Raw genomic sequence first — 22003 nt, 5'->3', positions numbered from 1 at the left:
AAAAGCGCGTGAATATATACGCGTTTTTTTGTTTTGTTTGGAACTTCAAACACATACATATCTCCTCGCTTGACTTGGTTATACTAATTTTGGAGGTAGTTTCTATGCAGCAAAAAAAATGGGGCTTTTGGGTACTTACTGCATTTGTAGTTGGGAATATGGTTGGGGCAGGTATTTTTATGATTCCAAGTACATTAGCACAAACAGCCAGTCCTCTTGGTGTTACATTAGCTTGGTTAACAACAGGATTTGGCGTATTAATGCTAGCTCTTGTTTTCGGTAATTTAGCAATTCGTCGTCCTGATTTAACAACAGGTCCGCAAAGTCATGCTTACGCGCTCTTTTCTTCACAAAAAACAAAAAAAATGGCGGGTTTTAGCATCGTATGGGGCTACTGGGTTGCAAACTGGGCAAGCAACGTAGCCATCATTACATCATTTGCTGGCTATTTATCACTCTTTTTCCCAATTATGAAAGATACTCACGTATTGTTTTCAGTTGGAACTTTCAACATTGAAGTTGGAAAATTGATTACGTTCTCCATTTGCACCATTTTATTATGGGGTACCCATATGATTTTGGCAAATGGCGTAAATGGTGCCGGTAAATTAAACTTTTTAGCAACAACAGCGAAAGTAACAGGATTCCTTCTCTTCATCATTGTTACATTGTTTGCCTTCGAAGCTTCTAAACTTGGACAATGGTATACGCCAATCGTTGATAAAGAAGGTATTTCACACGGACTGCTATCGCAAATAAACTTAGCAGCCTTAACAACACTTTGGGCCTTCATTGGTGTTGAGTCGGCTGTGTTATTATCAAACCGTGCTGTTTCACCAAAAACAGTAAAACGTGCAACTGTTACCGGCTTACTACTAACAGTTGGTATCTATTTAGGAATTACCATCTTAACAATGGGCGTTCTTCATATAGATAAACTACAAGCATCTGAACGACCATTAGCGGATGCGTTAACTGCAGTAATGGGTCATAACGGCGGAAAATTAATGGCGTTGCTTGCACTTACTTCTTTATTTGGATCCATTCTTGGTTGGGTTTTATTAAGCTCAGAAGTACCGTATCAAGCAGCAAAAGAAGGATTCTTTCCATCCTTCTTCACAAAAACGAATAAAAAAGGAAGCCCGATTCATTCGCTTCGTTTAACAAATATTATGTCGCAAGTGTTCCTATTCTCAACACTATCCGGGTCAATTGCCCAGGCGTATACATTTGTTATTACCGTTTCAACACTTGCCTATTTAATTCCATACCTCGTTTCTCCAATCTTCCAGCTTAAGCTTGTTATCACAGGTGAAACATACGAAAATCAAAAGGGTTCTCGTATGGTGGATGGAATCATTGCTGCGATTGCTCTTATTTATGCATTATGGGTTATTAAAACTGGCTCTTCTGATATGAAAACATTCCTGCTTGGCATTGGATTATTTTTAGTTGGATTTGCTTTCTATCCATTAATGAAACGTGACGAGAAAAAAGATAAACAAAACGAGCAAGTTGCCTAGCTAAAGGTAACTTGCTTTTTTATCTTATTAACGGGTAGCAAGAGAAACACTACCCTGCTTATAATAAAGTGAAAGTTCCATCAGTGGGGGTTCTTCCTCCCCCACTGATGGTTAGTTGAACCAATCGGGCTTTTACGGGCAGTTATCTCCCACCTATCTTCTTCGCTTTTCTCTGCATCTTGAGGTGGGGATTTTACTGCCCGTTAAAGCGGGATAAAACAAAGGAGTGATCTCAGTGACAATCGAAACACTTTGGAATGATCGTTTTCAGCAACATCTACAAAAAATCACGATGTACTTTGCGCGTATTGCAAGCGGGCTTATCTATAGCTTCCTTCTACTTCTTTGTGTAGGCGGCTATTATTATGCAAAATTTCTTCGTTCATTTCCATCTGAGTCTGTTGCATTAACCATTGTGACAATTTTACTTACGGTTATACTCACTCGTTCTCCAATTCGAACATTTTTACAAAAACCAGATATCCTATATCTATTGCCAATAGAAGAAAAACTCGCATATTATTTTAAACGCTCTCTTTTGTACAGTTATATCATTCAGCTCTTTCCATTATTATGCGTAGTACTCATCATTACACCTCTCGCGCAGCAATCGTTACATACAACTCCTGCTTTTTTATGCGGAGCCTTTGTCATTCTTGCTTTTATAAAGTGGTGGAATATGTATTTGCATTGGACATATAGAGGAACCGAATCTATTTCACACTGGTTGCTTATCAGGATATTCTGTAATGCAGCCATTACATATACAATGTTTCAATTCACTTCCATTATGATTGTAGGAAGTATACTACTTTTCATAACGCTCTTATTTTTATATACGATTAATAAACGAAAACGGCACATTCATTGGGAATATTTAATAGAGCAAGAAGAAAAAATGGATATGCGCTTTTATCAGTTTATTCATTTCTTTACAGATGTGCCGCAAATAAAACAGCAAGTAAAACAAAGAAAATGGCTGACTGTTTGGATTGAAGGACTACTGTATCAAAAGCGATCTCCTTTTTTATATTTGTATAGTTTATCCTTTTTGCGCGCGAACGGTTACCTTGGCATCTACATACGATTGACTGTAGTAGGATGCATTGTTTTATACTACAGTCCTACGTTCATCGGAAAAGGAATCATTGCGTTATGTATCCTATACATAACCGCTTTACAACTTCGCGCCCTTTGGAATTATTTTTCGGGAAATAGTATTGTAGCATTATATCCAGTTTCACTTAAAGAACGAAAACGCGCTTTTATTACGCTTGTATTTCTAGTAACGATCGTGCAGCTAACGTTCTTTTCAATTATGGTTCTACTTAGTACTGGTTATCTCTTATTTACGTTATTACTACTAGTTGGAAGTATACTGTTTGTTCATTTGATTGTTCTAAAAAAAGCAAAAACATATATTTCTACTTCATAAGTCAAATGATTTACGAAATTCCCCATTCTTATTTAAATCAGCTATATGGCTACTATCGCAAGACTGCGCATAGTAGTCTTTTTCTATTTTTCTAGGCACCAATTCCATAAAACCTTCATATAGATAAGAACAAATTGATCCCCCAAGGGAATGGGAAGAGAAAAGTTCAGTGGGAGATGGAGGCTCACTAACTGATAAAGTGAAACTACCATCAGTGAGAAAAGCGTCACTGATGGAAGTTTCACTTTATTTTCTGTCGAAGCGCCGATATATTTGGTTAAACTTATTTAGTAGCAGTAGTTGGAAGCAAGGAGTAAACATTCGTATCATACGGCACATTATTTTGATACATATAATTTCTAAGAACGCCTTCATTCTGAAAGCCTAGTTTTGTTAGTAATACATTAGATGCTTTATTTTCTGTAAAAACAACCGCTCCAATACGAGTTAATTCAAGCTCATGAAATCCATATGATATAACTTTTAAAGCAGCTTCAGTGGCATACCTTTTTCCCCAATGTTCAGGTAAAAGTACATAAGCGATTTCAGCTCTCTTATGCTCGGAAGACCAGTCATGAAATCCAATCGTTCCAATAATCCCTTCTCTTTCTTTTATTTCAATTCCCCATTTTATTCCTCGTTTTTCTTTGTAGTTATTTAAAAAATTCCTAATTATATTTTTAACCTGTTCTAGATCTGTTAATGGATTTTGCCCGTAGTAACGTAATACATCCTCATTCGAAAAGCAATTCAATATCCCTTGTGCATCATCTTCTATTAGCTCTCTCAAGATTAGTCTTTCTGTTTCTAAAATAGGAAACATTCTCCCACTCCCCTTTTACCCATTAAGTCTTCCCATTAAAATAGTATTATAGTAATTCCCATCCGATAAAACTTTGTCATTTTTCAATATCCCTTCTACTTCAAAACCATATCTTTCATAAAGACTTTTCGCTTTATCATTCGTTTCAAGAACATTCAAAGTGATTTTCTTAATTCCATGTAAGTCGGCCCAATTAACAGATTCTTTTAAGAGGTTCTTTCCAATGCCATATCCCCAGTATTCTTGTAATACGCAGACGCCAAATTCTACTTTATGAGATGTTCTTTTCAATTTGTTCCCTTCACACCTTGAAAAACCTACAATTCTTCCATTCACTTCGGCTACTAAAAATAGATTACTAACACTGTCTGTATCCTCTTTAATGATCTTTTTAAAACCAGCTTCATCTATGTACGCTTCGCCTTTCTCTCTATCTAAGTTTTCTGTTTCGCCATCTATTTGTAATCGTACTTCAGATAAATTTTTTGCATCTTCTTCCATTGCAGACCTAATCATATAACGTATATTACGACTATAAAATTCTTTTGGACTAATCTTCATTACAATTACCTCCTATCCTAACTATTTAACTCTTTTTAAGAAAGCTACTTGTCTCCAAAACAAGCAGCTTTCTCACTATACTTACCCTATCTTCTCTACCTTCTTCTCTTGACGATGATACATATCGACTGCTTTCTTAAATAAGAGAATGCTGCTTATCCCTATTAAACAGAACAATATACTCATTCCCCAAGAGGCAACGATTGAACCAATCATAATGCCCAGCGTTCCGACCATCTTCGCAATTTGAAACACCATCCCGTTAATGGCCATATACGAACTTCTCGCATCATCACGAGCCATATCTGCCCGAATGGATTGGCTCACTGGAACATACATCATCTCTCCAATTGTTTGGAACAAACCTGCTAGTAATAAAATCCATAAACTATTACTTGCTCCAAATAGCGTAAACCCAATTGTATATATAAATAAACCTGTATAAAGTACTTTCCGGTCCTGAAAGTGATTCATGATTTTCACAACAAGAGCTGAAAATAAAACAACTAATACTGTATTCTCAGTAGAGATCCAGCTTAGCATCCGAATCCCTGTTAAATCAAAGTGATTCCCATTCCATAGTGAAAATGTTATCGTTTCAAATTCTTTTTGCAGACGAACTCCAATATAGTTATTAATTTGAAACTCTAGTGATAATGCGCATATGCTTGCCAAACACAATACGATAAATGCTCGATCTTTCACGACAACTCGATAGTTATTTACCATATCTTTTAATACGTTTTTCTTTTCTGCTTTCTTTTGAGCTACATATACTTCTTCCATATAAACTGTAATTAAATACAGTGTTAATAATGCAATACCTGTCAGCAGCATAAATAATTGGAATCGGTAGTGTTCAAAAAGAAGTCCTCCGAAAATTGCACCAATGGCGATAGATAAATTGATTGCCCAGTAATTAATGCTGTACATCATTTTTCGATTTTCCGGTGTACTTACATCAATTAACATTGCTTCTGTTGCTGGGTTCATCACGCCAGAACCGATGCTATTTATAAGTAAAAAGACAAATGTGAGCCAAGGTGAATCTATATAATCTGAGTTCACAACACCCATGCAAGCAATAGAGACTACTTGAATCACCTGTCCAATAATCATAACCTTTTTCCGTCCTAATGTATCGGCAATATAGCCTCCATATAAGCCAACGATAAGTGATGCAATTACATTTAATAACAATAAGAACCCTGCTAATACTGCTCCTAATTTTACGGAAAAATAAATCGCCATAAACGGAAAAATCATCGTTCCTACCGTACGAGTTAAAAAGGATGTAATAATTCTAATTTTAATGTTGCGATGCATAGACCAAAATCCCATCTGTTTCCCCTCCTTCTGTTTCTTCATTTTACTTTGAAAAAGTGGAAGAAAAAGGTTAAAATATTCTGAAGAGTTTCCCCTTTTAGAAAAAGGAGATGTATAACATGAAAATTATGGACCACTATATTCGGCTAAGACTTTCCTTTCCAAATGAACAACATATTCAAAATAGTCTCCAAGAATTGGCTGCCATTCTATTTTGCAGTACAAAAAATGTGAAGATTTTACTAAAAAAAATGAGTGAAGAAAAACTGATTGAATGGATACCAGGAAGAGGCCGTGGAAATAAAACGGAAATTCACTTTCTTCATACATTTGTAGAAGCGATTTTACCGCATGTTGAAGAACTTTTAAAAAATGAGAAGTTAACAGAAGTATTTCTTTTACTCAAAGAACCGCTGCCTTTCTTACTTAAAGAAAAAATAGAAGAACGATTAAATACTTATTTTGGATATACAACTTCAGATGATCTGTATGATGTGCTAAAAATTCCATATAACCGAAAATTACTCCCTATTGATCCAGCTTTTGCTGCTGTGACAACAGAAAGTCATCTTATTAGCCAAGTCGTTGATACATTAGTGAGATATAACGAAAAAACAGACGAAATCGAGCCACACTTGGCACATACTTGGGAAGTAAGCGATGATCAACTTATGTGGACATTCTACCTACGTAAAGGTGCTCGCTTTCATCACGGAAAAACATTATCAGGAAAAGATGTAATCTTCTCCTTCGAAAGATTGCAAGCCGTTCGATCTCCTTTTGACTGGTTAACAGAGGAAATTGCAAAAATAGAAAATCCATCTCCCTTGCAAGTTATCTTTCATTTACGAAAACCAAATCACTTTTTTCTACATTACGTAAGCTCTGTGCAATTATCCATTTTACCGCATGATGTAATGATCCAAAATCACCAGTATATTGGCACAGGGCCCTTTAAAATAAAAAGCCTTACCGAAGACAATATTATTTTAGAAGCATTTCCAGATTATTTTAAAGAGCGGGCACTCCTTGATCAGATTGAATTTTGGTTTATTCCAGAGCGGTCAAAAATACGAACAAATTACGAATTACCAAACATGGGGTGTAAAGAAGAAAAGGCAGTGGAAACAGAAGAAATTGGCTGTATATATTCAGCATTTAACTTTCAAAAAAATGGCCCGCAGCATGATATCTTTTTCCGAAAAGCATGGGCAGAAATACTTGATCCAACGTCGTTAATTCAAGACCTTGGCGGTAAACGTACAATGCCAGCTTATAGCTTCTTTCCCGATAAAAGCCGAAAAATGTATAAAGAAACCTCCTTATATAAAGCGAAAGAATATTTACAACAAAGTACGTATAACGGAGAAATCGTACACATTTACTTCTTTGCGTTTAAAGATAGCGAGCAAGATGCAATTTGGTTACAAAAACGCTGCGAAGCATTAGGAATACACTTACAGCTTCACCCATTTCCAATCACTGATTACTTTAACGAATATATTGTAAAGCAGGCTGATATTATTTTGACAGGAGAAGTTCTCGACGCCAATCTTGAAATGGCCTTCTTACATATCTTTAAAAATAAAAGCTGCTTTGTTCATCGATTTAGACACCCACATTATCAAAAACAGATTGATGAACTGCTCGATCTATTTGTAGCAGAGCCAAATAAAGAAAAACGATATGATTTAATATCTAAAATCGAAAAACTTCTTAGTGACCAGTACCTCCTTGTCTTTTACTACCATGTCTTAAAAAGAAGAAGTTTCCCATCTGCACTACAAAATGTCACCATTGATTCTTTCGGATGGACAGACTTTGCAAAACTATGGATTCGCCCCCATACATAATAAGCGGAGCTAAATAGCTCCGCCATCTTTGCCCTGTAGAGGCAATACAGTAGAATACTTAATCTCTCGCAGTGCTAAACTTGTTTGAATTCTCGTGATACCGAGCATGTTCAACTTACGAATAAAACGTTCCAGCTCGTTTCGATCTCGGTGCACAACTTTTAAAATATAATCATACTCCCCCGTTAAACAATGACATTCTAATACTTCTGGCATTTCGTGCATAGCCTTCTCTAACACTTCTAGCTTCTCCGCTTGATGAATATTTGTACTGACAAAAATAAAGCATAATAAACCAAATCCAAGTTTCTCCTGATTTAAAATTGCTACTTGCCGATTAATAAACCCTTCACTTTCTAATCGTTTCACCCGTGCATGTGTAGCTGGCGGCGAAAGATTAACGCGGCGTGCAACCTCTGCGTTACTAAGCTGCCCTTCCTGTTGCAACACATCTAAAATTTGTATATCTAAATCATCTAACCCTTTGCGAACTACATGTTCCATTTCCAATCTCCCTTTTCGTAACAAACGATTATTCACCAAAACACATTACAACCGCACTTAAAATGAACAATATTCTGTAAAATATCATGGTAACTTTATATTATTTTGAATTTTATCAATTATACAAAACAATATATATGACAAACAAGAAAAATGCTACAATTTACATAGTTTTAAAGTATATATATATCTTACCATTGTGCACAGTGGCTATCTTTCATCAAATGGGCAATGCGCAAGCCCTATTGTAAAGGAGCTAATTCATATGCCTTATGTCATTTTATTACTCATCACAAGCTTATTGTGGGGCGGAAATTTCGTAGTGGGAAAATCTCTTGTTGGGCACGCTTCTCCTATGACACTGACTACTCTTCGGTGGATTATTGCAGTCATTTGTCTTTTCCCGATTGTATGGTGGAAAGAAAAGAAAATTTTCCCGCCGAAAGATGCCATTCTCCCTTTATTTCTTATGGGGGTGACTGGCGTTGTTTTCTTTAACATTTTTCAGTTTTGGGCATTAGAGCATACATCAGCAACAAACGTTGGTCTTATTTCTACATTAAATACAATTTCTATCGCTGTTTGCTCAGCTTTATTTTTAAAAGAGAAAATTAATATATTTCAAATTACCTCTATGGTGATCTCATTTTTTGGAGTTACTCTCGTTCTTTCAAAAGGGAAAATAGATACACTGTTTTCCTTACATTTTAATATCGGTGATTTGTGGATGATGGCCGCGGTATGCGTATGGGGAATCTATTCCGTTTGCAGTAGATGGGCAACGAAAAAAACGACGCCAATGATGTCTACTTTATATTCTGGTATCTTTGGTATCATCATACTCGTTCCTTTTAACATCTCTCATTTTACTATTTCTAACATGAACGCTTCATTCTTAGGATCGATTATGTATACAGGCGTTATCTCAACTGTTTTATGTATGGTTTTTTGGAACATCGGTGTCCAAAAATTAGGTGCGACTACGTCAGGTATTTTTTTAAATTTCAATCCTATTTTCACTGCTATTTTAGCGTTTCTATTATTAGGTGAACAAATGACGTGGATTCAGGTGGTAGGAAGTATGATTGTTATTGCAGGATGTTATTTATTCTCACACTTTAAATCTCATGCGATTTCTAAACAAGAATATACAACTCCGCAACATACAAGCACTCCCCTGGCACGAAGTAACTAAATATCGAGTTTGACAAATCAATCCCGTAGCTTCCTTTTAGAATGAAGCTACGGGATTTCTAATTATATAGAACCCGCATCTAATCTCGTTTACTGATGAAATCTTTGTAAGCGGCAATTTTATGTTCAAGCATCTCATCCGCAGCTTTTAACGTTCTGATTTGTTCCTTAATAGAGTGCTTATGTTCTTCTAAAAGGTTTAATCGCTCTGTTGTGGTATGATCTCCTTCTAAAACTAATGAAGCATACTTCTTTATTTTCGCGATGGGCATTTGTGTTTCTTTTAACTTGATAACAAATTGCAGCCATTTAATATGTGAGTCGTTATATCGTCTGTCTCCACTGGCATCACGAACGGGAATTATAATTTTTTCCTTTTCATAATACCGTAATGTATGTGTGCTTATCCCTAACATTTTAGCCACTTCACCAATAGTGTGCATAAGAAACCTCCACATTAATTTCCTCTTGACTTAGAGTTCACTCTAATCAGTATAATCAGCTCATAGTTCTTTCACAATAAAATTAATTAAATAAAATTCAGGAGGAATTTATATGAAATATACAGTTATTACAGGTGCCAGTTCAGGAATTGGATATGAAACGGCTCTTGCTTTTGCGACTCGCGGAAAAAACTTAATCCTAGCAGCACGCAGAACAGAGGAATTGGAAAAATTAAAATCAAAAGTGGCTGACATTAACGCAGATCTGGATGTTGTCATTCGAACTGTTGATCTATCTGTTACTGCAAATGTTTATGAATTCTACGAAAGTCTTCAGGATTATCAGATTGAGACTTGGATCAACAATGCTGGGTTTGGAAACTTTGCTTCCGTTGGGGAACAAAATTTAAATAAAATTGAGAAGATGCTTCACTTGAATATTGAAGCCTTAACTGTTCTGTCCTCTCTTTATGTACGTGACTATGCAAAGATTGAAGGAACGCAACTCATCAATATTTCTTCTGGAGGAGGATACGTGATTGTTGCCGATGCTGTGACCTATTGTGCAACAAAGTTCTATGTAAGTGCCTTTACAGAAGGGCTAGCACAAGAATTGAAAGAAAAAGGAGCAGCCATGCAAGCAAAAGTATTGGCTCCTGCTGCAACTGAAACGGAATTTGCTAAACGTTCTTTGGATGCAGATGAATTCCAATATGAAGGTGTAATTCCTAAATTTCATACTGCAAAAGAAATGGCTGGATTTATGTTAGATCTTTATGATAGCGAGAAGGTAGTTGGAATTGTGGATGGAGAAACGTATGACTTCGAATTAAGAGATCCAATTTATCCGTATGTGACACGGACAAGAAAATAGTTTTTAAAAATCACCGATTTCCGGTACGTTAAGATGTAGCTTTAAAATAAAGTTTGATTAATTTGATGCTAATAACCTTAATAAAAGAGAAAATATAAAGAGCATGTTATTGAAAAAAGATTGTTCAAAGCATGCTCTTATTTAATGTAATTAGGAATTTTCTTTATAAAAAAGTTTGATCATTTTCAGTTTTAATTGTTCCACAATGGCACCCATTTACTGAAGAGTAACGACCTTATATTGGCCGTTGGTATTGTTGAAGAACAAAAAAGATAAAGATAGAGCTACCTAAAAGGAACAACTACTCTTCAACCTTCACACTGTTTAATAACAACGCCTCAATAAATGATAATTTATTATTAATATCCTCTATAATTTTTGGATCTGCTCATTAATATTTACCTTACTTAATCCTCCGTGGTAACAAACCACGGATTCAATATCTAGGTCTAAATATTTCTTCAAAGACTGTCGAGCAGCCTTTATATCCAAAGTGGTTGGAACATGAATCCCCTCCAGTGTTCCGTTTACACTATACATCGAATCCCCAGCAACAAGCGTTTTACTTTGCTTCAAATATAAACTGATATGGCCAGGAGTATGCCCTGGAGTATGGATAATAAGAATCCCGCCACAATACGGCAGTTCTTGACCGTCAATCAAGGTATCATCCACTTTTCCCTTCGGTGGATTCTCTATATGTCCATCTTTCAAAAGAGGTAAATCCCCCTGGATATAAGGCTTATCTAGTTCGTGAGCATAAACTTTAATATTACTTCCACAATTCTGCAATATTTCAGGAAGACTGCCTATATGATCTATATCCTGATGCGTCAAAATCACGACTTTTAGTTTATCAAACGACACTCCTACCTTATCCATTGCTACGTGTAAATCTTCAATTTGTCCAGGGAATCCAGTGTCTATTAAAACAGCCATTTCCTGATCCCATAAAAGGATTGGATGAATAATATTCCCATGAAATTCAAGGTGCAGCATCTCTACTCCGTTAGAAATTTCCATAACTTTAGTCTCCTTTATAATTAGATTTTATTGCTGTCAAAGAATGGGTTTGATTACACAAGAAGATTGGAAAAATAAAGCTAACCTTGTACTTAAAGTACTATTTTTACTTAGTTCATTAATTATGCATTATTGTACTAACCATCTTCGTTATTTGAATAGCTTAAAGCTTCGATTTGTTTTTAATAAACCCTTTTTCTATTCAAAAAAATAGCCTGACTGCTGAACAAGAAAAATCCTGTATTAAAATACAGGATTTTTGATCAATCTTTTTTTAAAATTATCAAACTTTCTTATAAACGATCAGGCTTTTTTATAAATGACCGAACTTTAATTCAAATCCACATAAGAAGCTGGTGATTCTTAATAGGAGTAATGACAGGGTGCTGTCATTACCCCTATTACACTCTCACACAAAATACTTCTTCAACAAAGGCGGCGTAATAATCGTCGTCAAAATAACAACAATCACAATCGAAGTAAAATTCTCCTTTGCTAATAAATTTGCAGTCAATCCATTTGAAGCAATAATAAGCGCCACTTCTCCTCTTGATACCATTCCCGCTCCAATACTAATAGAAGACCGTAAATCAAATCCTGTTAATCTTGCTCCTAGTCCTGAGCCGACTAACTTTGTTAATATAGCAATAATGGTCATAATGACAATAAACCATATTTGGTTTCCTAATCCTTGAAAGGTAATTTCCATACCGATACTAACGAAAAAGACCGGGACGAAAATTGCATACGCAATTGGCTCAATTTTACGTTCTACTTCATGCTTATACGAAGTTTGTGAAATTGCGATTCCAGCAGCAAACGCCCCAATAATTCCAGCAATCCCCATGACTTCACTGTAATAAGCAAATGAAAAACAAATAATGAGCGCTGCACTAATTAACGACTCTGAAACACGAAGCGGTGACAATATTTTCATAATGAAAGGGACACCTTTCCAACCAATTAGAAAAATCGTAACAAAAAAGATGACTTTCTTAGCGATTACAAGCGTTACACTCACATCTTGTGAACCGAGAAAACTCATCACAAATGCTAACAATATAACAACAATAACATCATCAAATACAGCTGCTCCTAAAATCGTTGTACTTTCCCTCGTATTCATTTTCCCAAGATCTCGCAATGTTTGAACGGAAATACTAACAGACGTAGCGCAAAGAAGTAGTCCTAAAAAAATTGCATGTGCCTGCGACATTCCAAATAAAAGGCCTGCAACATATCCTCCAATAAACGGAAAGATAATTCCCCCTATCGCTACAGCAAAGGACGATGTAAGATTGCGGTTTAATTCCTCTAAATCTGTTTCAAGCCCTGCCATAAACATAAGAAGCAATACACCAATTGCACTTAATTCATCAATAAGCTCAGAACTATTAATAATGCCAAACATAGCTGGGCCAATAACAATTCCAATAATTAATTTCCCTAATACAGCTGGCTGTCCAAGACGAACACTAATATCACCAGCAAGTTTTGTGAAAAGTAAAATAACGGCAAGCTCAAAATAAAATAACATAGTATCTTCTCCTACTTAAAAACGCATTAATTTCTTACAATAGTGTTTACTCAAATATGTCGTTTTATTTGTTATACTTTCCGTTGACGAAATATTCTGAATTATGATAAATTTACTAGTGAAATTACATATTTATCCTAAAAATAACGTACAACTGCACCATTCTCCATTTTATTTATACATAATACTATTTCTACTCTCTACTTAGTGCTCGAAGGGGCTACGTTCAAACTTAGCGGTTGTATCTATTATCCCATTCTAAAGGGAGTAAGATTCCCACTGATGGAAGTTTCACTTTATGGAGAGGAGATTCAAACTTGAAAACACTTTTACGAAAGAAACCCCTTACGACCGAAGCACCACGCCAACTCAATCGAACATTAAGTGCCCTTGATTTAACCTTTTTAGGAATTGGAGCTGTTATCGGAACAGGTATTTTCGTTTTAACCGGTATTGTTGCTGCAAAGCACTCTGGTCCTGGTATTATGCTATCCTTTCTACTCGCTGCCTTTACGTGTGCATGCGTCGCTTTTTGCTATGCTGAGTTTTCATCTTCTATCCCAGTTTCAGGAAGTGTTTATACATATGCTTATATGACGGTTGGGGAAATTGTCGCTTTCATCATCGGCTGGTGTTTAATGCTTGAATATTTGCTCGCAGTTGCTGCCGTTGCCGTCGGTTGGTCTGGTTATTTACAATCCCTACTGCTCGGATTTGGGATAAAACTCCCGGCTATAATCGCCTCTGCCCCCGGTCTAGGAAAAGGAGGCATCATTGATTTACCAGCTGTCCTCATTATACTTTTTATTACCGCATTATTAAGTAGAGGGGTGCGTGAAAGTGCCCGCATGAATAACATCATGGTATTAATTAAATTGGCTGTCATCATCGCTTTTATTGTTGCTGGCGCAAAATATGTAAAACCAGAAAACTGGACACCATTTCTGCCATTTGGTTATGACGGGATTATTACAGGAGCTGCCACTGTATTCTTTGCCTTCTTGGGCTTTGATGCTATTGCAACTGCTGCCGAAGAAACAAAGAAACCGCAGCGCGACTTACCAATTGGGATTATTGGTTCTCTTCTTATTTGTACCGCATTGTATATCATTGTTTCCGTTGTATTAACAGGTATGGTTCCTTACACACAATTAGACGTATCAGATCCAGTTGCTTATGCCTTGAGGTTTGTCGGTGAAGACACGATTGCTAGTTTACTAGCAGTAGGAGCAATGACCGGAATGACAACTGTTATTCTTGTCGTTATGTACGGACAAGTACGTGTCTCTTATGCAATGAGCCGCGATGGATTATTGCCAAAAGCTTTATCTCGCGTAAATGAAAAATTCAAAATCCCTTTAGTAAACACATGGATTATGGGTATCGCCGCTGCTGCACTTGCTGGTTTATTAGATCTACATATACTTGCAAATCTTGTAAGCATCGGTACATTAACAGCATTCACGTTCGTTTGCCTTGCAGTACTTATTTTACGAAAAACACATCCAAACTTACCGAGAGCATTCCGAGTTCCATTCGTTCCTATTTTACCAATTGTTGCAATTTGCTGTTGCCTATACTTAATGTTTAACCTTTCAAAAGAAACATGGATTGGCTTTGGTATATGGTTAACAATCGGTTTATGCGTATACTTTTTCTATTCGAAACGAAATAGTAATCTCCTTATTTCCAAAACACATGATGAAAAAAAAGAAGCGTAAAAAAAGAAAGCTCGCTGTTTCTAGCGAGCTTTCTTTTATGTTCTAAGACTGTTCAATTTACGTAATCAATCACCGGTTAGAAGGTGTACTTTATTTTTGTTTTTCCTTCCTCTTTTTCCAAGTTTCAATACTATCAAAGAAAAAGTTAATAAACAATGTTCCTAGTCCCGCTAATAAAAAAGTGATTAAAAAAAGAACCCACAGACTTTTCTCTTGCAAATATTTATATCCGACTAGGAGCACAACAATAATCCATGTATATTCAAGAATTCTTTTTATGGTTTTTTTTGACATATAATCTGCTCCTTACATACATTATCTATTCTATTGTAACATACTCTCTTCTTCTTTAAAGACCGGTCATGCACGCAGTTATATCCCCAGTCCCTTTTCCTATCAATATTCTGTTCTACTTTTTTTCTTAACCATTTTGGAAATAACCATTCCAATAATAAAAACAAAAACAACTCCTAATATAGGCAACATATACTGATCCACCATAGCGCCAGCCTTCTGCCAATGCGGACCAAGCTTCATTCCAACATAAATATAAAGGGTGGTTACCGGTACCATCGCAATAAATGTGTAGATTGCAAACTGCCAAATATTCATTTTCGCCATACCACATGGAACCGAAATAAGCGTACGTACACCTGGGATAAACCGCCCAGTAAATGCTACCACAGGGCCATATTTTGCAAAGAAATCATCCGCTTTTTGTATTTGTTCTTCTTTAATGAAAAAATACTTCCCATATTTGAGTAATAGCGGACGGCCTCCGTAATATCCGATGGCATACAATGTTAATGGTCCTGTTGTTCCTCCAATTGTTCCCGCTAAAACCGCAATCCAAAAATTCATAGCACCTTCATATACCCAATATCCAACGAGTGGTAATACAATCTCAGCAGGAACAAATTCAAACGTTAAAGCAAAAATAACTCCAAAATATGAGAATTGCTTTAAGTAGTTAATAAAATCTAAAATAAGCTGATCCATCTATCTTTCTCCTACTCTATTAATCCATATTTACCCTGCAAATGAACAGGCGCCATCTTGACAATGCGCTGTAAAATAAACAGAATCACCGCTACATCATCTAGTACACCAAAAAACAATAAAAAGTCTGGAATGATATCGAATGGAAACATAACATATCCACACAAGAATAAGATAGAAAGTACCTTTTTCTTAAATTCCACATCCTTTGATGTAAAGAATTCACATAAAAACGGAATAAATTTACGAACTTGGAAGATTAGACGTATTCTTTTCCACAACTTTCTCATATTCCTTCTCCTCTCTCGGTCTCCTATTACGGCATACAAAAAGGACCTTTACCAAAATGGTAAAGGTCCTAAAAAAGACAATAAGGGGCCCTTACCACGTCTGGTAAAGGTCTCACTAACAACATATTGTTGCTAATAAAGCCGAGGGTTTCTCCCTGTAATGACGACTTTATTATTGAAGTTACTCCCCTTTATATACGTAATTTTATATGGTCATCTTAAAAGTTTTAATAGAAAATGTCAATACTTTCTATCACTGTATTAGTTGATTAACCTAAAACTTTGATGAAAGCCTTTATGTATAAGAAGCCCTCATGGCTAGCATAATATATATATTCATTTTCCTTACATAACAATAATTCTATATAAAGGAGGATATTCTTGTGCATACAATTTGGAAAGGCTCTCTCTCACTTGGGTTATTAAAAATCGGGATTAAATTGTATAGTGCAGTAGAAGAAAAAGATATTAAGTTATTACACCTTCATAAAGATTGTCTTACACCTATTAAATATAAAAAGATTGCTCCCGATTGTTCAGATGAAGAAGTAGAAGAAGCAGAAATTGTGAAAGCTTACGAATACGAACCTCACAAATATATTATTTTAGAAGAACAAGAATTAAATGATTTGAAAAAAGCACATGAATTACGAGCAATCCGCATTCTTTCATTTGTTCAACAAGATGAAGTAGATTCTATTTTTTTCGATCGTTCTTATTTCATTGGTCCTACTCCAGGTTCAGAAAAGGCATATTTATTATTAAAAGAAGCTCTTGAACGAACAAATAAATTAGGGCTTGTCCATATTTCCCTTCGTCAAAAACAACATTTAGCAATCATTCGTAATTTTCACGAAGGTTTAATGCTGCAAACCATTCACTATTCGGATGAAATACGAAACGTTGAAAGCGTTCCAAATCTACCGAAACATGAAGAAACACCTTTGCAAAAGCAAGAGCTCGTTGCTGCAATGAATCTCATTCATCACCTTACAACTCCCTTTACACCAGAAGAATATACAGATGAATATAGAGAAGCCCTCCTTGACCTCATTGAAGAAAAAGTAGAACATCACGAAAAAACCGAAACCATTTTCCAATCTAAAAATATTGTAGATATCATGGCAACATTAAACGCTAGTATTGAACAAACAAAACAACTATCCAAGCAAAAAAGTAAAACTAACAAACGAAAAGCAAAATAAGGTGAAACTTCCATCAGTGGAGGACTTCATTTTACACTGATGGAAATTTCACTATCCAGAAGTAGCGGAATAAATCAGCTTTTCGTACTTCTAAAAAGGAGTACAATTAGGAATCTCTATCCCTGAAGATTGTGCAAGTTTTAACAGGTAATAACACTCTTCCCTTGCCATATGATCTGCCATTCTCGCCGAAAACGAACTTAACACTTGTTCCGATAACTCTAGTTCTTCTAATTCATGAAGAAAACGTGAAAATAAAGTAATCTCTAACGAGACATCTTTTGTAAATTTCTTTAAGGCTGGAAAAGATGTTAATTCTGACCGTAAATAACCAGTCATTTCAACCGCTTTTATATAAAATTGCTCAAAATGCTTTTCGTACGCTTGGCTTTTTTCTTTTAAACGCTTCTCAACAAGATCTAGTTCGCTAGAAATGGACCCTGCATGACCAGCTGCGTCTATTAACCATACGAGATGATAATGTAATTCGTGAAAAAGAGGAGGCACTTTACCCTCCATCAAGTTTTTAAGTACTGTTATGTATTCTTCTACTTCATTCGCCATATGATTAAGAAATGTAGGGGTAAGATGAATGACGATTTTCCCTTCCAATTGCTTACGCAAAATATGCAATTTAAAATTTCTAATTTCATTCGCAGCTTCATTCGCTTCTTTTGCAAATGAAATTAGATTAGCAGTCTGAAGCTTCGTTAACAACTCACCAAATTTTTGCTCAAAATACATTGCCTTTTGAATTTCTTCCTTTTCCTTTGGGGCTAAAGCATCTACCAAAAAGTGTGCGTGATCTTCCAAAACTCTTAACCAAAATTTATGCTCGAATAAGGCACTTTCTTCATAAGCTCGATCCACCATATTCTCCCCCCTCACAGCAAACATTCCCTATTATATATATTCATAAAGCTTTTTCGTATGTGTACTCGGGGCAGAAAAAAGCCCTAGAAGATGTTAAGCTAAATTTTCACTCTTTAATTGTGATTGCAGCTGAATCATATGTTGGTCTGGATCATAAACAGATAGTACTTTTTTCCCCTCTACGTAATCTTCCATTTCTGTATACGTTACATGATAGTAATCTAACTTTTTAAGTAGATTCTCCACCTCACACAATTGCATATTCACTTCTATTTTTGGAAAAATCCCTTCCTCATTCACCGATTGTTTTCTTTTATTTACAATACAACAAATTCGCATCGATCCGATATCATACCATACGCCCGGCAAGTCTAATTGAGGACGCTGTCTACTCGGCTTAAAACCTAATATCCCCTCATAAAAATATAATGTTTTCTTCAAATCTCTTACCTCTAATAAAACAGAATGTACAACCTTGTCCACAATCCAGCCCCCTTTCTTACCTATTAGTTGTTGTATATGAGTCATAAATAGTAATTATGTTCGAATACAATACATAATATCAGTGTTTCATATAGGAGGTGTGCATATTGGATAAATCTGTGAAATCGTATGTACCATTTCACGGTCCTAATGACCCATGTCCACCAATAGGAAAAAAATACTACTTTACTCCGCCGCATTTGTATATGGGATTCCAACCACCAAATTTACCGCAATTCCCGCCAAATGAAGCATTAAAAAAAGGAACTTTGTGGCCTGCCTTATATGATTATTATGAAAATCCGTATAAGAAAGGACGGTGAAATAAATCGTGGCTCAGCAAATGCCAGATGAATTTTATAAATGGATGGAAGAACTGCAGGAACTCGATTTTGTATTAGTAGAGCTCACTTTGTATTTAGATACCCATCCTGATGATGTTGCATCAATTAATCAATTTAATGATTTTTCCTATAAACGTAGATTGCAAAAACAACAAATTGAAGAAAAATATGGTCCTCTTCAACAATATGGAAATAGTTATTCAAAAGCACCTTGGGAATGGAATAAAGGACCTTGGCCATGGCAAATGTAAAGGAGCAAACATATGTGGATATATGAAAAAAAATTGCAATACCCCGTAAAAGTAAGTACCTGTAATCCAAAACTTGCGAAATTTTTAATTGAACAATACGGCGGTGCCGATGGCGAATTAGCTGCCGCATTACGCTACTTAAATCAACGCTACACCATTCCGGACAAAGTCGTTGGTTTATTAACAGACATTGGAACAGAAGAATTTGCACACCTCGAAATGATTGCGACAATGGTATATAAATTAACAAAAGATGCAACACCTGAGCAAATGAAAGAAGCCGGCCTTGACGCTCACTATGCCGATCATGATAGTGCCATTTTCTATCACAATGCCGCAGGCGCTCCTTTTACAGCAACATACATACAAGCAAAGGGCGATCCAATTGCAGATTTATACGAAGATATAGCTGCGGAAGAAAAGGCGAGGGCAACATATCAATGGCTTATTAATATGTCTGACGATCCTGATATAAATGATGGATTACGTTTTCTACGAGAACGTGAGATTGTTCACTCCCTACGCTTTCGAGAAGCAGTGGAAATTTTAAAAGAGGAACGAGATCGACAAATTTATTTTTAAAATATATTAAAAAACGAAGTGACCTCAATTATTAGGTCACTTCGTTTTTTATAAACCCTCTTTTGCTGTTTTGATACATTTCATTAAAATGGTAGTACCTGTGATATTCATTACAATACTTGTTCCAAGTGAAACTGCCCATAATGCAGTTGGTGATGGTACTGTTAATGATAACATTAAGAAAATCAGACCTACTGAAACAAAAATAAATCCTAAAAACTTATTATTCAATTTAAACACCTCTTTTTTTATAGTTTAGCAGTATTTACCTTATAACTATAAGAAATTATTTCATTATTAGTATAATATTTGGCAATTCAAACAAAAACTTGTTCGTGACTCAGTCCACATCTATAACCTTCAATCTTTCTTTTCCGTTCATTTCTACAATCCCCTTCCTCAGAATGATTATTCAACTTAGTGAGTCAATTATTAATTTTTTAAAAATTAACTGTTGCTTTCTAGTCATCAGACCATTAAAATAAAAACATCAATTCGACAAATTATTTGAATTTTCGACAAAAATCATCTAGGAGGATTTTTATAGAATGCGTACAACTTTAAAACCATCCCAAATTCTCTCCATTAGCTTATTGCTATTTGCGATTTTCTTTGGTGCTGGTAATATGATTTTTCCGCCCCTGCTCGGTCTTTCGTCTGGAAAGAATATGTGGGTGTCTATTTCAGGATTTGTGATTACCGACGTTGGTTTATCACTATTAGCAATTGTCGCTGTTGCATTAGCAGGCGGTAGCTTTGGAAAACTTGCAAGCCGTGTTCATCCAAAATTCGCAACGATTTTTTCCATCATTATTTACCTTTCTATCGGTCCGCTTTTCGTTATCCCGCGTACAGGCTCTGTTTCATACGAAATCGGAATTGCACCGCTTTTTCAAACTCACTGGTATTCAATGTTGCTCTTTACAGGAATTTTCTTTACGATTGTATACTTCTTATCGTTAAATCCTTCCAAACTAGTGGATCACATTGGAAAAATTTTAACACCTATTTTACTTATTATTATTGCAGTAATGGCAACAAAAGCGATTCTTTCACCAGCAGGTTCTTTTGCTACTCCTATTGGTGACTATAAAGAAATGCCCTTTTTTAAAGGTTTCTTAGAAGGATTTTTAACATTAGATGCGATTGGAGCCCTTGTATTATCTACCATTGTAGTGAATGCGATTCGTCAAAATGGGGTAAATGATAAAAAAGCAATTACTAAATATACGATTATATGCGGAAGTATTGCAGCTTTGTTCTTAACGATCGTTTATTTCTTATTAGGTTATATAGGAGCATCAAACGCACAGCTCGGCCAATTCGAAAACGGTGGGCAATTATTAGCAGCTGTTATGTACCATTTATTTGGGACAAGCGGTAACATATTATTAAGCTTAGCAATTATTTTCGCTTGCTTAACAACAGCAATTGGTGTTGTTAGTGCATTTGCTAACTATTTTTCAAACGTTTTAACAAATGTATCATACAAAAAACTTGTATTGTGGGTTTGTGTATTTAGCTTTGTTGTTTCTAACTTAGGATTAAGCTTATTAATTAAAATTACATTGCCGGTATTACTTATTCTTTATCCAATTACCATTATCTTAATTTTCGTATCGTTTATTGACAAATATACGAAGAGAAAACCTAGTGTATATATTGGAGCAATGATTGCAGCTTTTATTATAGGTTGTATTCAGGCACTTGATAACATCGCGATGATGCCAGCTGCTATTACATCTATTGCAAATACAATTCCATTTTATGAATTAGGAGTTGGCTGGATTGTTCCAGCGATTATCGGTGGTATTATCGGCTATTTTGTACCACAAACAACAACGCAAGTTTCAACAAATGAATAAGCATCCTTTGAGGGACTTCCTCCCTCACGGATGCTTATTTTTTTATCCCGCCACTTGCGGCTGATAGACGTTTCACTTTATCCCGCATTAACGGGCAGTAAGCGATTCAGAGAAAAGCAAAGAAAATAGTTGGGGGATAACTGCCCGTAAAAGCCCGATTGGTTCAACTAACCATCAGCGGGGGAAAAAGCCTCCCACTGATGGAAGTTTCACTTTACCTTAAAATCTTTTATAATATATGTGCTTTGTTATTTTACGAAAGTATTTCGTTGTACCAGAACGAGATACTTTCTT

Annotated in this window: 24 protein-coding genes; 11 read left to right on the top strand and 13 right to left on the bottom strand. The window is 35.7% G+C overall.

Annotated features, from left to right (window positions below; translation table 11 throughout):
- Nucleotides 1-104: 104 nt before the first annotated feature.
- Together CN326_RS08475 and CN326_RS08470 are read left to right on the top strand one after the other, a co-directional pair.
- Nucleotides 105-1523 carry an amino acid permease gene (locus CN326_RS08475; protein ID WP_098308236.1) on the top strand — a complete coding sequence of 473 codons (1419 nt, stop codon included), beginning with the start codon at nucleotides 105-107 and terminating at the stop codon, nucleotides 1521-1523.
- A 235-nt stretch (nucleotides 1524-1758) separates the two neighbouring features.
- Nucleotides 1759-2958 (top strand): ABC transporter permease, encoded by a 1200-nt coding sequence (locus CN326_RS08470; protein ID WP_098308234.1) that lies wholly within the window; start codon nucleotides 1759-1761, stop codon nucleotides 2956-2958.
- Nucleotides 2959-3241: 283 nt separating this feature from the next.
- Here the strand turns inward: CN326_RS08470 and CN326_RS08465 are convergent, their stop codons facing one another.
- The 3 genes from CN326_RS08465 to CN326_RS08455 form a co-directional block, all read right to left on the bottom strand.
- Entirely contained in the window at nucleotides 3242-3781 is a 540-nt protein-coding gene (locus CN326_RS08465; protein WP_098308232.1) for a GNAT family N-acetyltransferase, read from the bottom strand.
- Nucleotides 3782-3796: 15 nt separating this feature from the next.
- A complete protein-coding gene (locus CN326_RS08460) occupies nucleotides 3797-4342 on the bottom strand; it encodes a GNAT family N-acetyltransferase (RefSeq protein WP_098308230.1) in 546 nt (181 codons plus the stop codon).
- Between the two features lie 81 nt (nucleotides 4343-4423).
- Nucleotides 4424-5683, bottom strand: a complete 1260-nt coding sequence (locus tag CN326_RS08455) for an MDR family MFS transporter (protein WP_098308228.1) — start codon at nucleotides 5681-5683, stop codon at nucleotides 4424-4426.
- A 104-nt stretch (nucleotides 5684-5787) separates the two neighbouring features.
- Here CN326_RS08455 and CN326_RS08450 point away from each other — a divergent pair, with 104 nt between their 5' ends.
- Entirely contained in the window at nucleotides 5788-7521 is a 1734-nt protein-coding gene (locus tag CN326_RS08450; RefSeq protein ID WP_098308226.1) for an SgrR family transcriptional regulator, read from the top strand.
- Nucleotides 7522-7530: 9 nt separating this feature from the next.
- Here CN326_RS08450 and CN326_RS08445 read toward each other — a convergent pair whose 3' ends face one another.
- Nucleotides 7531-8025, bottom strand: a complete 495-nt coding sequence (locus CN326_RS08445; RefSeq protein WP_098308223.1) for an Lrp/AsnC family transcriptional regulator — start codon at nucleotides 8023-8025, stop codon at nucleotides 7531-7533.
- Between the two features lie 265 nt (nucleotides 8026-8290).
- Here CN326_RS08445 and CN326_RS08440 point away from each other — a divergent pair, with 265 nt between their 5' ends.
- Nucleotides 8291-9220: a DMT family transporter gene (locus CN326_RS08440; RefSeq protein WP_098308221.1), complete on the top strand. Its 930-nt coding sequence runs from the start codon at nucleotides 8291-8293 to the stop codon at nucleotides 9218-9220.
- Nucleotides 9221-9299: 79 nt separating this feature from the next.
- On the opposite strand, the gene CN326_RS08435 is transcribed toward CN326_RS08440, so the two are convergent.
- The gene (locus CN326_RS08435) at nucleotides 9300-9662 is read right to left on the bottom strand and encodes a MerR family transcriptional regulator (RefSeq protein ID WP_098308294.1); all 363 of its coding nucleotides are present in this window, start codon (nucleotides 9660-9662) and stop codon (nucleotides 9300-9302) included.
- 112 nt (nucleotides 9663-9774) lie between these two features.
- On the opposite strand from CN326_RS08435, the gene CN326_RS08430 reads away from it, so the two are divergent.
- On the top strand, nucleotides 9775-10536 hold the full coding sequence (locus tag CN326_RS08430) for an SDR family NAD(P)-dependent oxidoreductase (RefSeq protein ID WP_098308219.1): 762 nt from the start codon (nucleotides 9775-9777) through the stop codon (nucleotides 10534-10536).
- A gap of 369 nt (nucleotides 10537-10905) precedes the next feature.
- Here the strand turns inward: CN326_RS08430 and CN326_RS08425 are convergent, their stop codons facing one another.
- Nucleotides 10906-11559, bottom strand: coding sequence for an MBL fold metallo-hydrolase (locus CN326_RS08425; RefSeq protein WP_098308217.1), 654 nt, complete (start codon nucleotides 11557-11559; stop codon nucleotides 10906-10908).
- A gap of 409 nt (nucleotides 11560-11968) precedes the next feature.
- Nucleotides 11969-13096, bottom strand: a complete 1128-nt coding sequence (locus tag CN326_RS08420; RefSeq protein ID WP_098308215.1) for a cation:proton antiporter — start codon at nucleotides 13094-13096, stop codon at nucleotides 11969-11971.
- Nucleotides 13097-13413: 317 nt separating this feature from the next.
- Between CN326_RS08420 and bcaP the strand changes: the two genes are divergently transcribed.
- A complete protein-coding gene (gene bcaP / locus CN326_RS08415; RefSeq protein ID WP_098308213.1) occupies nucleotides 13414-14817 on the top strand; it encodes a branched-chain amino acid transporter BcaP in 1404 nt (467 codons plus the stop codon).
- 90 nt (nucleotides 14818-14907) lie between these two features.
- Here the strand turns inward: bcaP and CN326_RS08410 are convergent, their stop codons facing one another.
- The 3 genes from CN326_RS08410 to CN326_RS08400 all read right to left on the bottom strand — a co-directional run bounded on the left by CN326_RS08410 (nucleotide 14908) and on the right by CN326_RS08400 (nucleotide 16106).
- Nucleotides 14908-15111 carry a hypothetical protein gene (locus tag CN326_RS08410; protein ID WP_098308211.1) on the bottom strand — a complete coding sequence of 68 codons (204 nt, stop codon included), beginning with the start codon at nucleotides 15109-15111 and terminating at the stop codon, nucleotides 14908-14910.
- A 102-nt stretch (nucleotides 15112-15213) separates the two neighbouring features.
- Nucleotides 15214-15816 (bottom strand): DedA family protein, encoded by a 603-nt coding sequence (locus CN326_RS08405; RefSeq protein WP_098308209.1) that lies wholly within the window; start codon nucleotides 15814-15816, stop codon nucleotides 15214-15216.
- 11 nt (nucleotides 15817-15827) lie between these two features.
- The gene (locus CN326_RS08400; protein ID WP_098308207.1) at nucleotides 15828-16106 is read right to left on the bottom strand and encodes a YkvA family protein; all 279 of its coding nucleotides are present in this window, start codon (nucleotides 16104-16106) and stop codon (nucleotides 15828-15830) included.
- Nucleotides 16107-16489: 383 nt separating this feature from the next.
- Between CN326_RS08400 and ku the strand changes: the two genes are divergently transcribed.
- Nucleotides 16490-17311: a non-homologous end joining protein Ku gene (gene ku / locus CN326_RS08395; protein WP_098308205.1), complete on the top strand. Its 822-nt coding sequence runs from the start codon at nucleotides 16490-16492 to the stop codon at nucleotides 17309-17311.
- 90 nt (nucleotides 17312-17401) lie between these two features.
- Here ku and CN326_RS08390 read toward each other — a convergent pair whose 3' ends face one another.
- Together CN326_RS08390 and CN326_RS08385 are read right to left on the bottom strand one after the other, a co-directional pair.
- Complete coding sequence (locus CN326_RS08390) at nucleotides 17402-18181, bottom strand: DUF2935 domain-containing protein (protein WP_098308292.1); 780 nt, start codon at nucleotides 18179-18181, stop codon at nucleotides 17402-17404.
- A 96-nt stretch (nucleotides 18182-18277) separates the two neighbouring features.
- On the bottom strand, nucleotides 18278-18667 hold the full coding sequence (locus CN326_RS08385; RefSeq protein ID WP_098308203.1) for a VOC family protein: 390 nt from the start codon (nucleotides 18665-18667) through the stop codon (nucleotides 18278-18280).
- Nucleotides 18668-18774: 107 nt separating this feature from the next.
- Here CN326_RS08385 and CN326_RS08380 point away from each other — a divergent pair, with 107 nt between their 5' ends.
- Genes CN326_RS08380 through cotJC form a run of 3 tightly spaced genes read left to right on the top strand, consistent with a single transcriptional unit; the run spans nucleotide 18775 to nucleotide 19844 of the window.
- Entirely contained in the window at nucleotides 18775-18990 is a 216-nt protein-coding gene (locus CN326_RS08380) for a spore coat associated protein CotJA (RefSeq protein ID WP_098308201.1), read from the top strand.
- Between the two features lie 20 nt (nucleotides 18991-19010).
- Entirely contained in the window at nucleotides 19011-19262 is a 252-nt protein-coding gene (locus CN326_RS08375; RefSeq protein WP_098308290.1) for a spore coat protein CotJB, read from the top strand.
- 12 nt (nucleotides 19263-19274) lie between these two features.
- Complete coding sequence (gene cotJC / locus CN326_RS08370) at nucleotides 19275-19844, top strand: spore coat protein CotJC (RefSeq protein ID WP_098308199.1); 570 nt, start codon at nucleotides 19275-19277, stop codon at nucleotides 19842-19844.
- Between the two features lie 48 nt (nucleotides 19845-19892).
- On the opposite strand, the gene CN326_RS08365 is transcribed toward cotJC, so the two are convergent.
- Nucleotides 19893-20075, bottom strand: a complete 183-nt coding sequence (locus CN326_RS08365; RefSeq protein ID WP_098308197.1) for a hypothetical protein — start codon at nucleotides 20073-20075, stop codon at nucleotides 19893-19895.
- Nucleotides 20076-20392: 317 nt separating this feature from the next.
- Here CN326_RS08365 and brnQ2 point away from each other — a divergent pair, with 317 nt between their 5' ends.
- Entirely contained in the window at nucleotides 20393-21709 is a 1317-nt protein-coding gene (gene brnQ2 / locus CN326_RS08360; protein WP_098308195.1) for a branched-chain amino acid transport system II carrier protein BrnQ2, read from the top strand.
- Nucleotides 21710-22003: the final 294 nt, after the last annotated feature.

This window comes from Bacillus sp. AFS018417 (genome assembly GCF_002560985.1).
Lineage (GTDB): Bacteria > Bacillota > Bacilli > Bacillales > Bacillaceae_G > Bacillus_A > Bacillus_A rhizoplanae.
Note: the sequence above shows the minus strand (reverse complement) of the source record. Positions and strands in the feature narration are given on the sequence as shown.

Excerpts from the sequence above, each read along its gene's own strand:
- CN326_RS08475 (WP_098308236.1), top strand. The coding sequence starts at position 105 with ATGCAGCAAAAAAAATGGGGCTTTTGGGTACTTACTGCATTTGTAGTT.
- CN326_RS08465 (WP_098308232.1), bottom strand. The coding sequence starts at position 3,781 with ATGTTTCCTATTTTAGAAACAGAAAGACTAATCTTGAGAGAGCTAATA.
- CN326_RS08460 (WP_098308230.1), bottom strand. The coding sequence starts at position 4,342 with ATGAAGATTAGTCCAAAAGAATTTTATAGTCGTAATATACGTTATATG.
- CN326_RS08455 (WP_098308228.1), bottom strand. The coding sequence starts at position 5,683 with ATGGGATTTTGGTCTATGCATCGCAACATTAAAATTAGAATTATTACA.
- CN326_RS08450 (WP_098308226.1), top strand. The coding sequence starts at position 5,788 with ATGAAAATTATGGACCACTATATTCGGCTAAGACTTTCCTTTCCAAAT.
- CN326_RS08445 (WP_098308223.1), bottom strand. The coding sequence starts at position 8,025 with ATGGAACATGTAGTTCGCAAAGGGTTAGATGATTTAGATATACAAATT.
- CN326_RS08440 (WP_098308221.1), top strand. The coding sequence starts at position 8,291 with ATGCCTTATGTCATTTTATTACTCATCACAAGCTTATTGTGGGGCGGA.
- CN326_RS08435 (WP_098308294.1), bottom strand. The coding sequence starts at position 9,662 with ATGCACACTATTGGTGAAGTGGCTAAAATGTTAGGGATAAGCACACAT.
- CN326_RS08430 (WP_098308219.1), top strand. The coding sequence starts at position 9,775 with ATGAAATATACAGTTATTACAGGTGCCAGTTCAGGAATTGGATATGAA.
- CN326_RS08425 (WP_098308217.1), bottom strand. The coding sequence starts at position 11,559 with ATGGAAATTTCTAACGGAGTAGAGATGCTGCACCTTGAATTTCATGGG.
- CN326_RS08420 (WP_098308215.1), bottom strand. The coding sequence starts at position 13,096 with ATGTTATTTTATTTTGAGCTTGCCGTTATTTTACTTTTCACAAAACTT.
- CN326_RS08410 (WP_098308211.1), bottom strand. The coding sequence starts at position 15,111 with ATGTCAAAAAAAACCATAAAAAGAATTCTTGAATATACATGGATTATT.
- CN326_RS08405 (WP_098308209.1), bottom strand. The coding sequence starts at position 15,816 with ATGGATCAGCTTATTTTAGATTTTATTAACTACTTAAAGCAATTCTCA.
- CN326_RS08400 (WP_098308207.1), bottom strand. The coding sequence starts at position 16,106 with ATGAGAAAGTTGTGGAAAAGAATACGTCTAATCTTCCAAGTTCGTAAA.
- CN326_RS08375 (WP_098308290.1), top strand. The coding sequence starts at position 19,011 with ATGCCAGATGAATTTTATAAATGGATGGAAGAACTGCAGGAACTCGAT.
- cotJC (WP_098308199.1), top strand. The coding sequence starts at position 19,275 with ATGTGGATATATGAAAAAAAATTGCAATACCCCGTAAAAGTAAGTACC.
- brnQ2 (WP_098308195.1), top strand. The coding sequence starts at position 20,393 with ATGCGTACAACTTTAAAACCATCCCAAATTCTCTCCATTAGCTTATTG.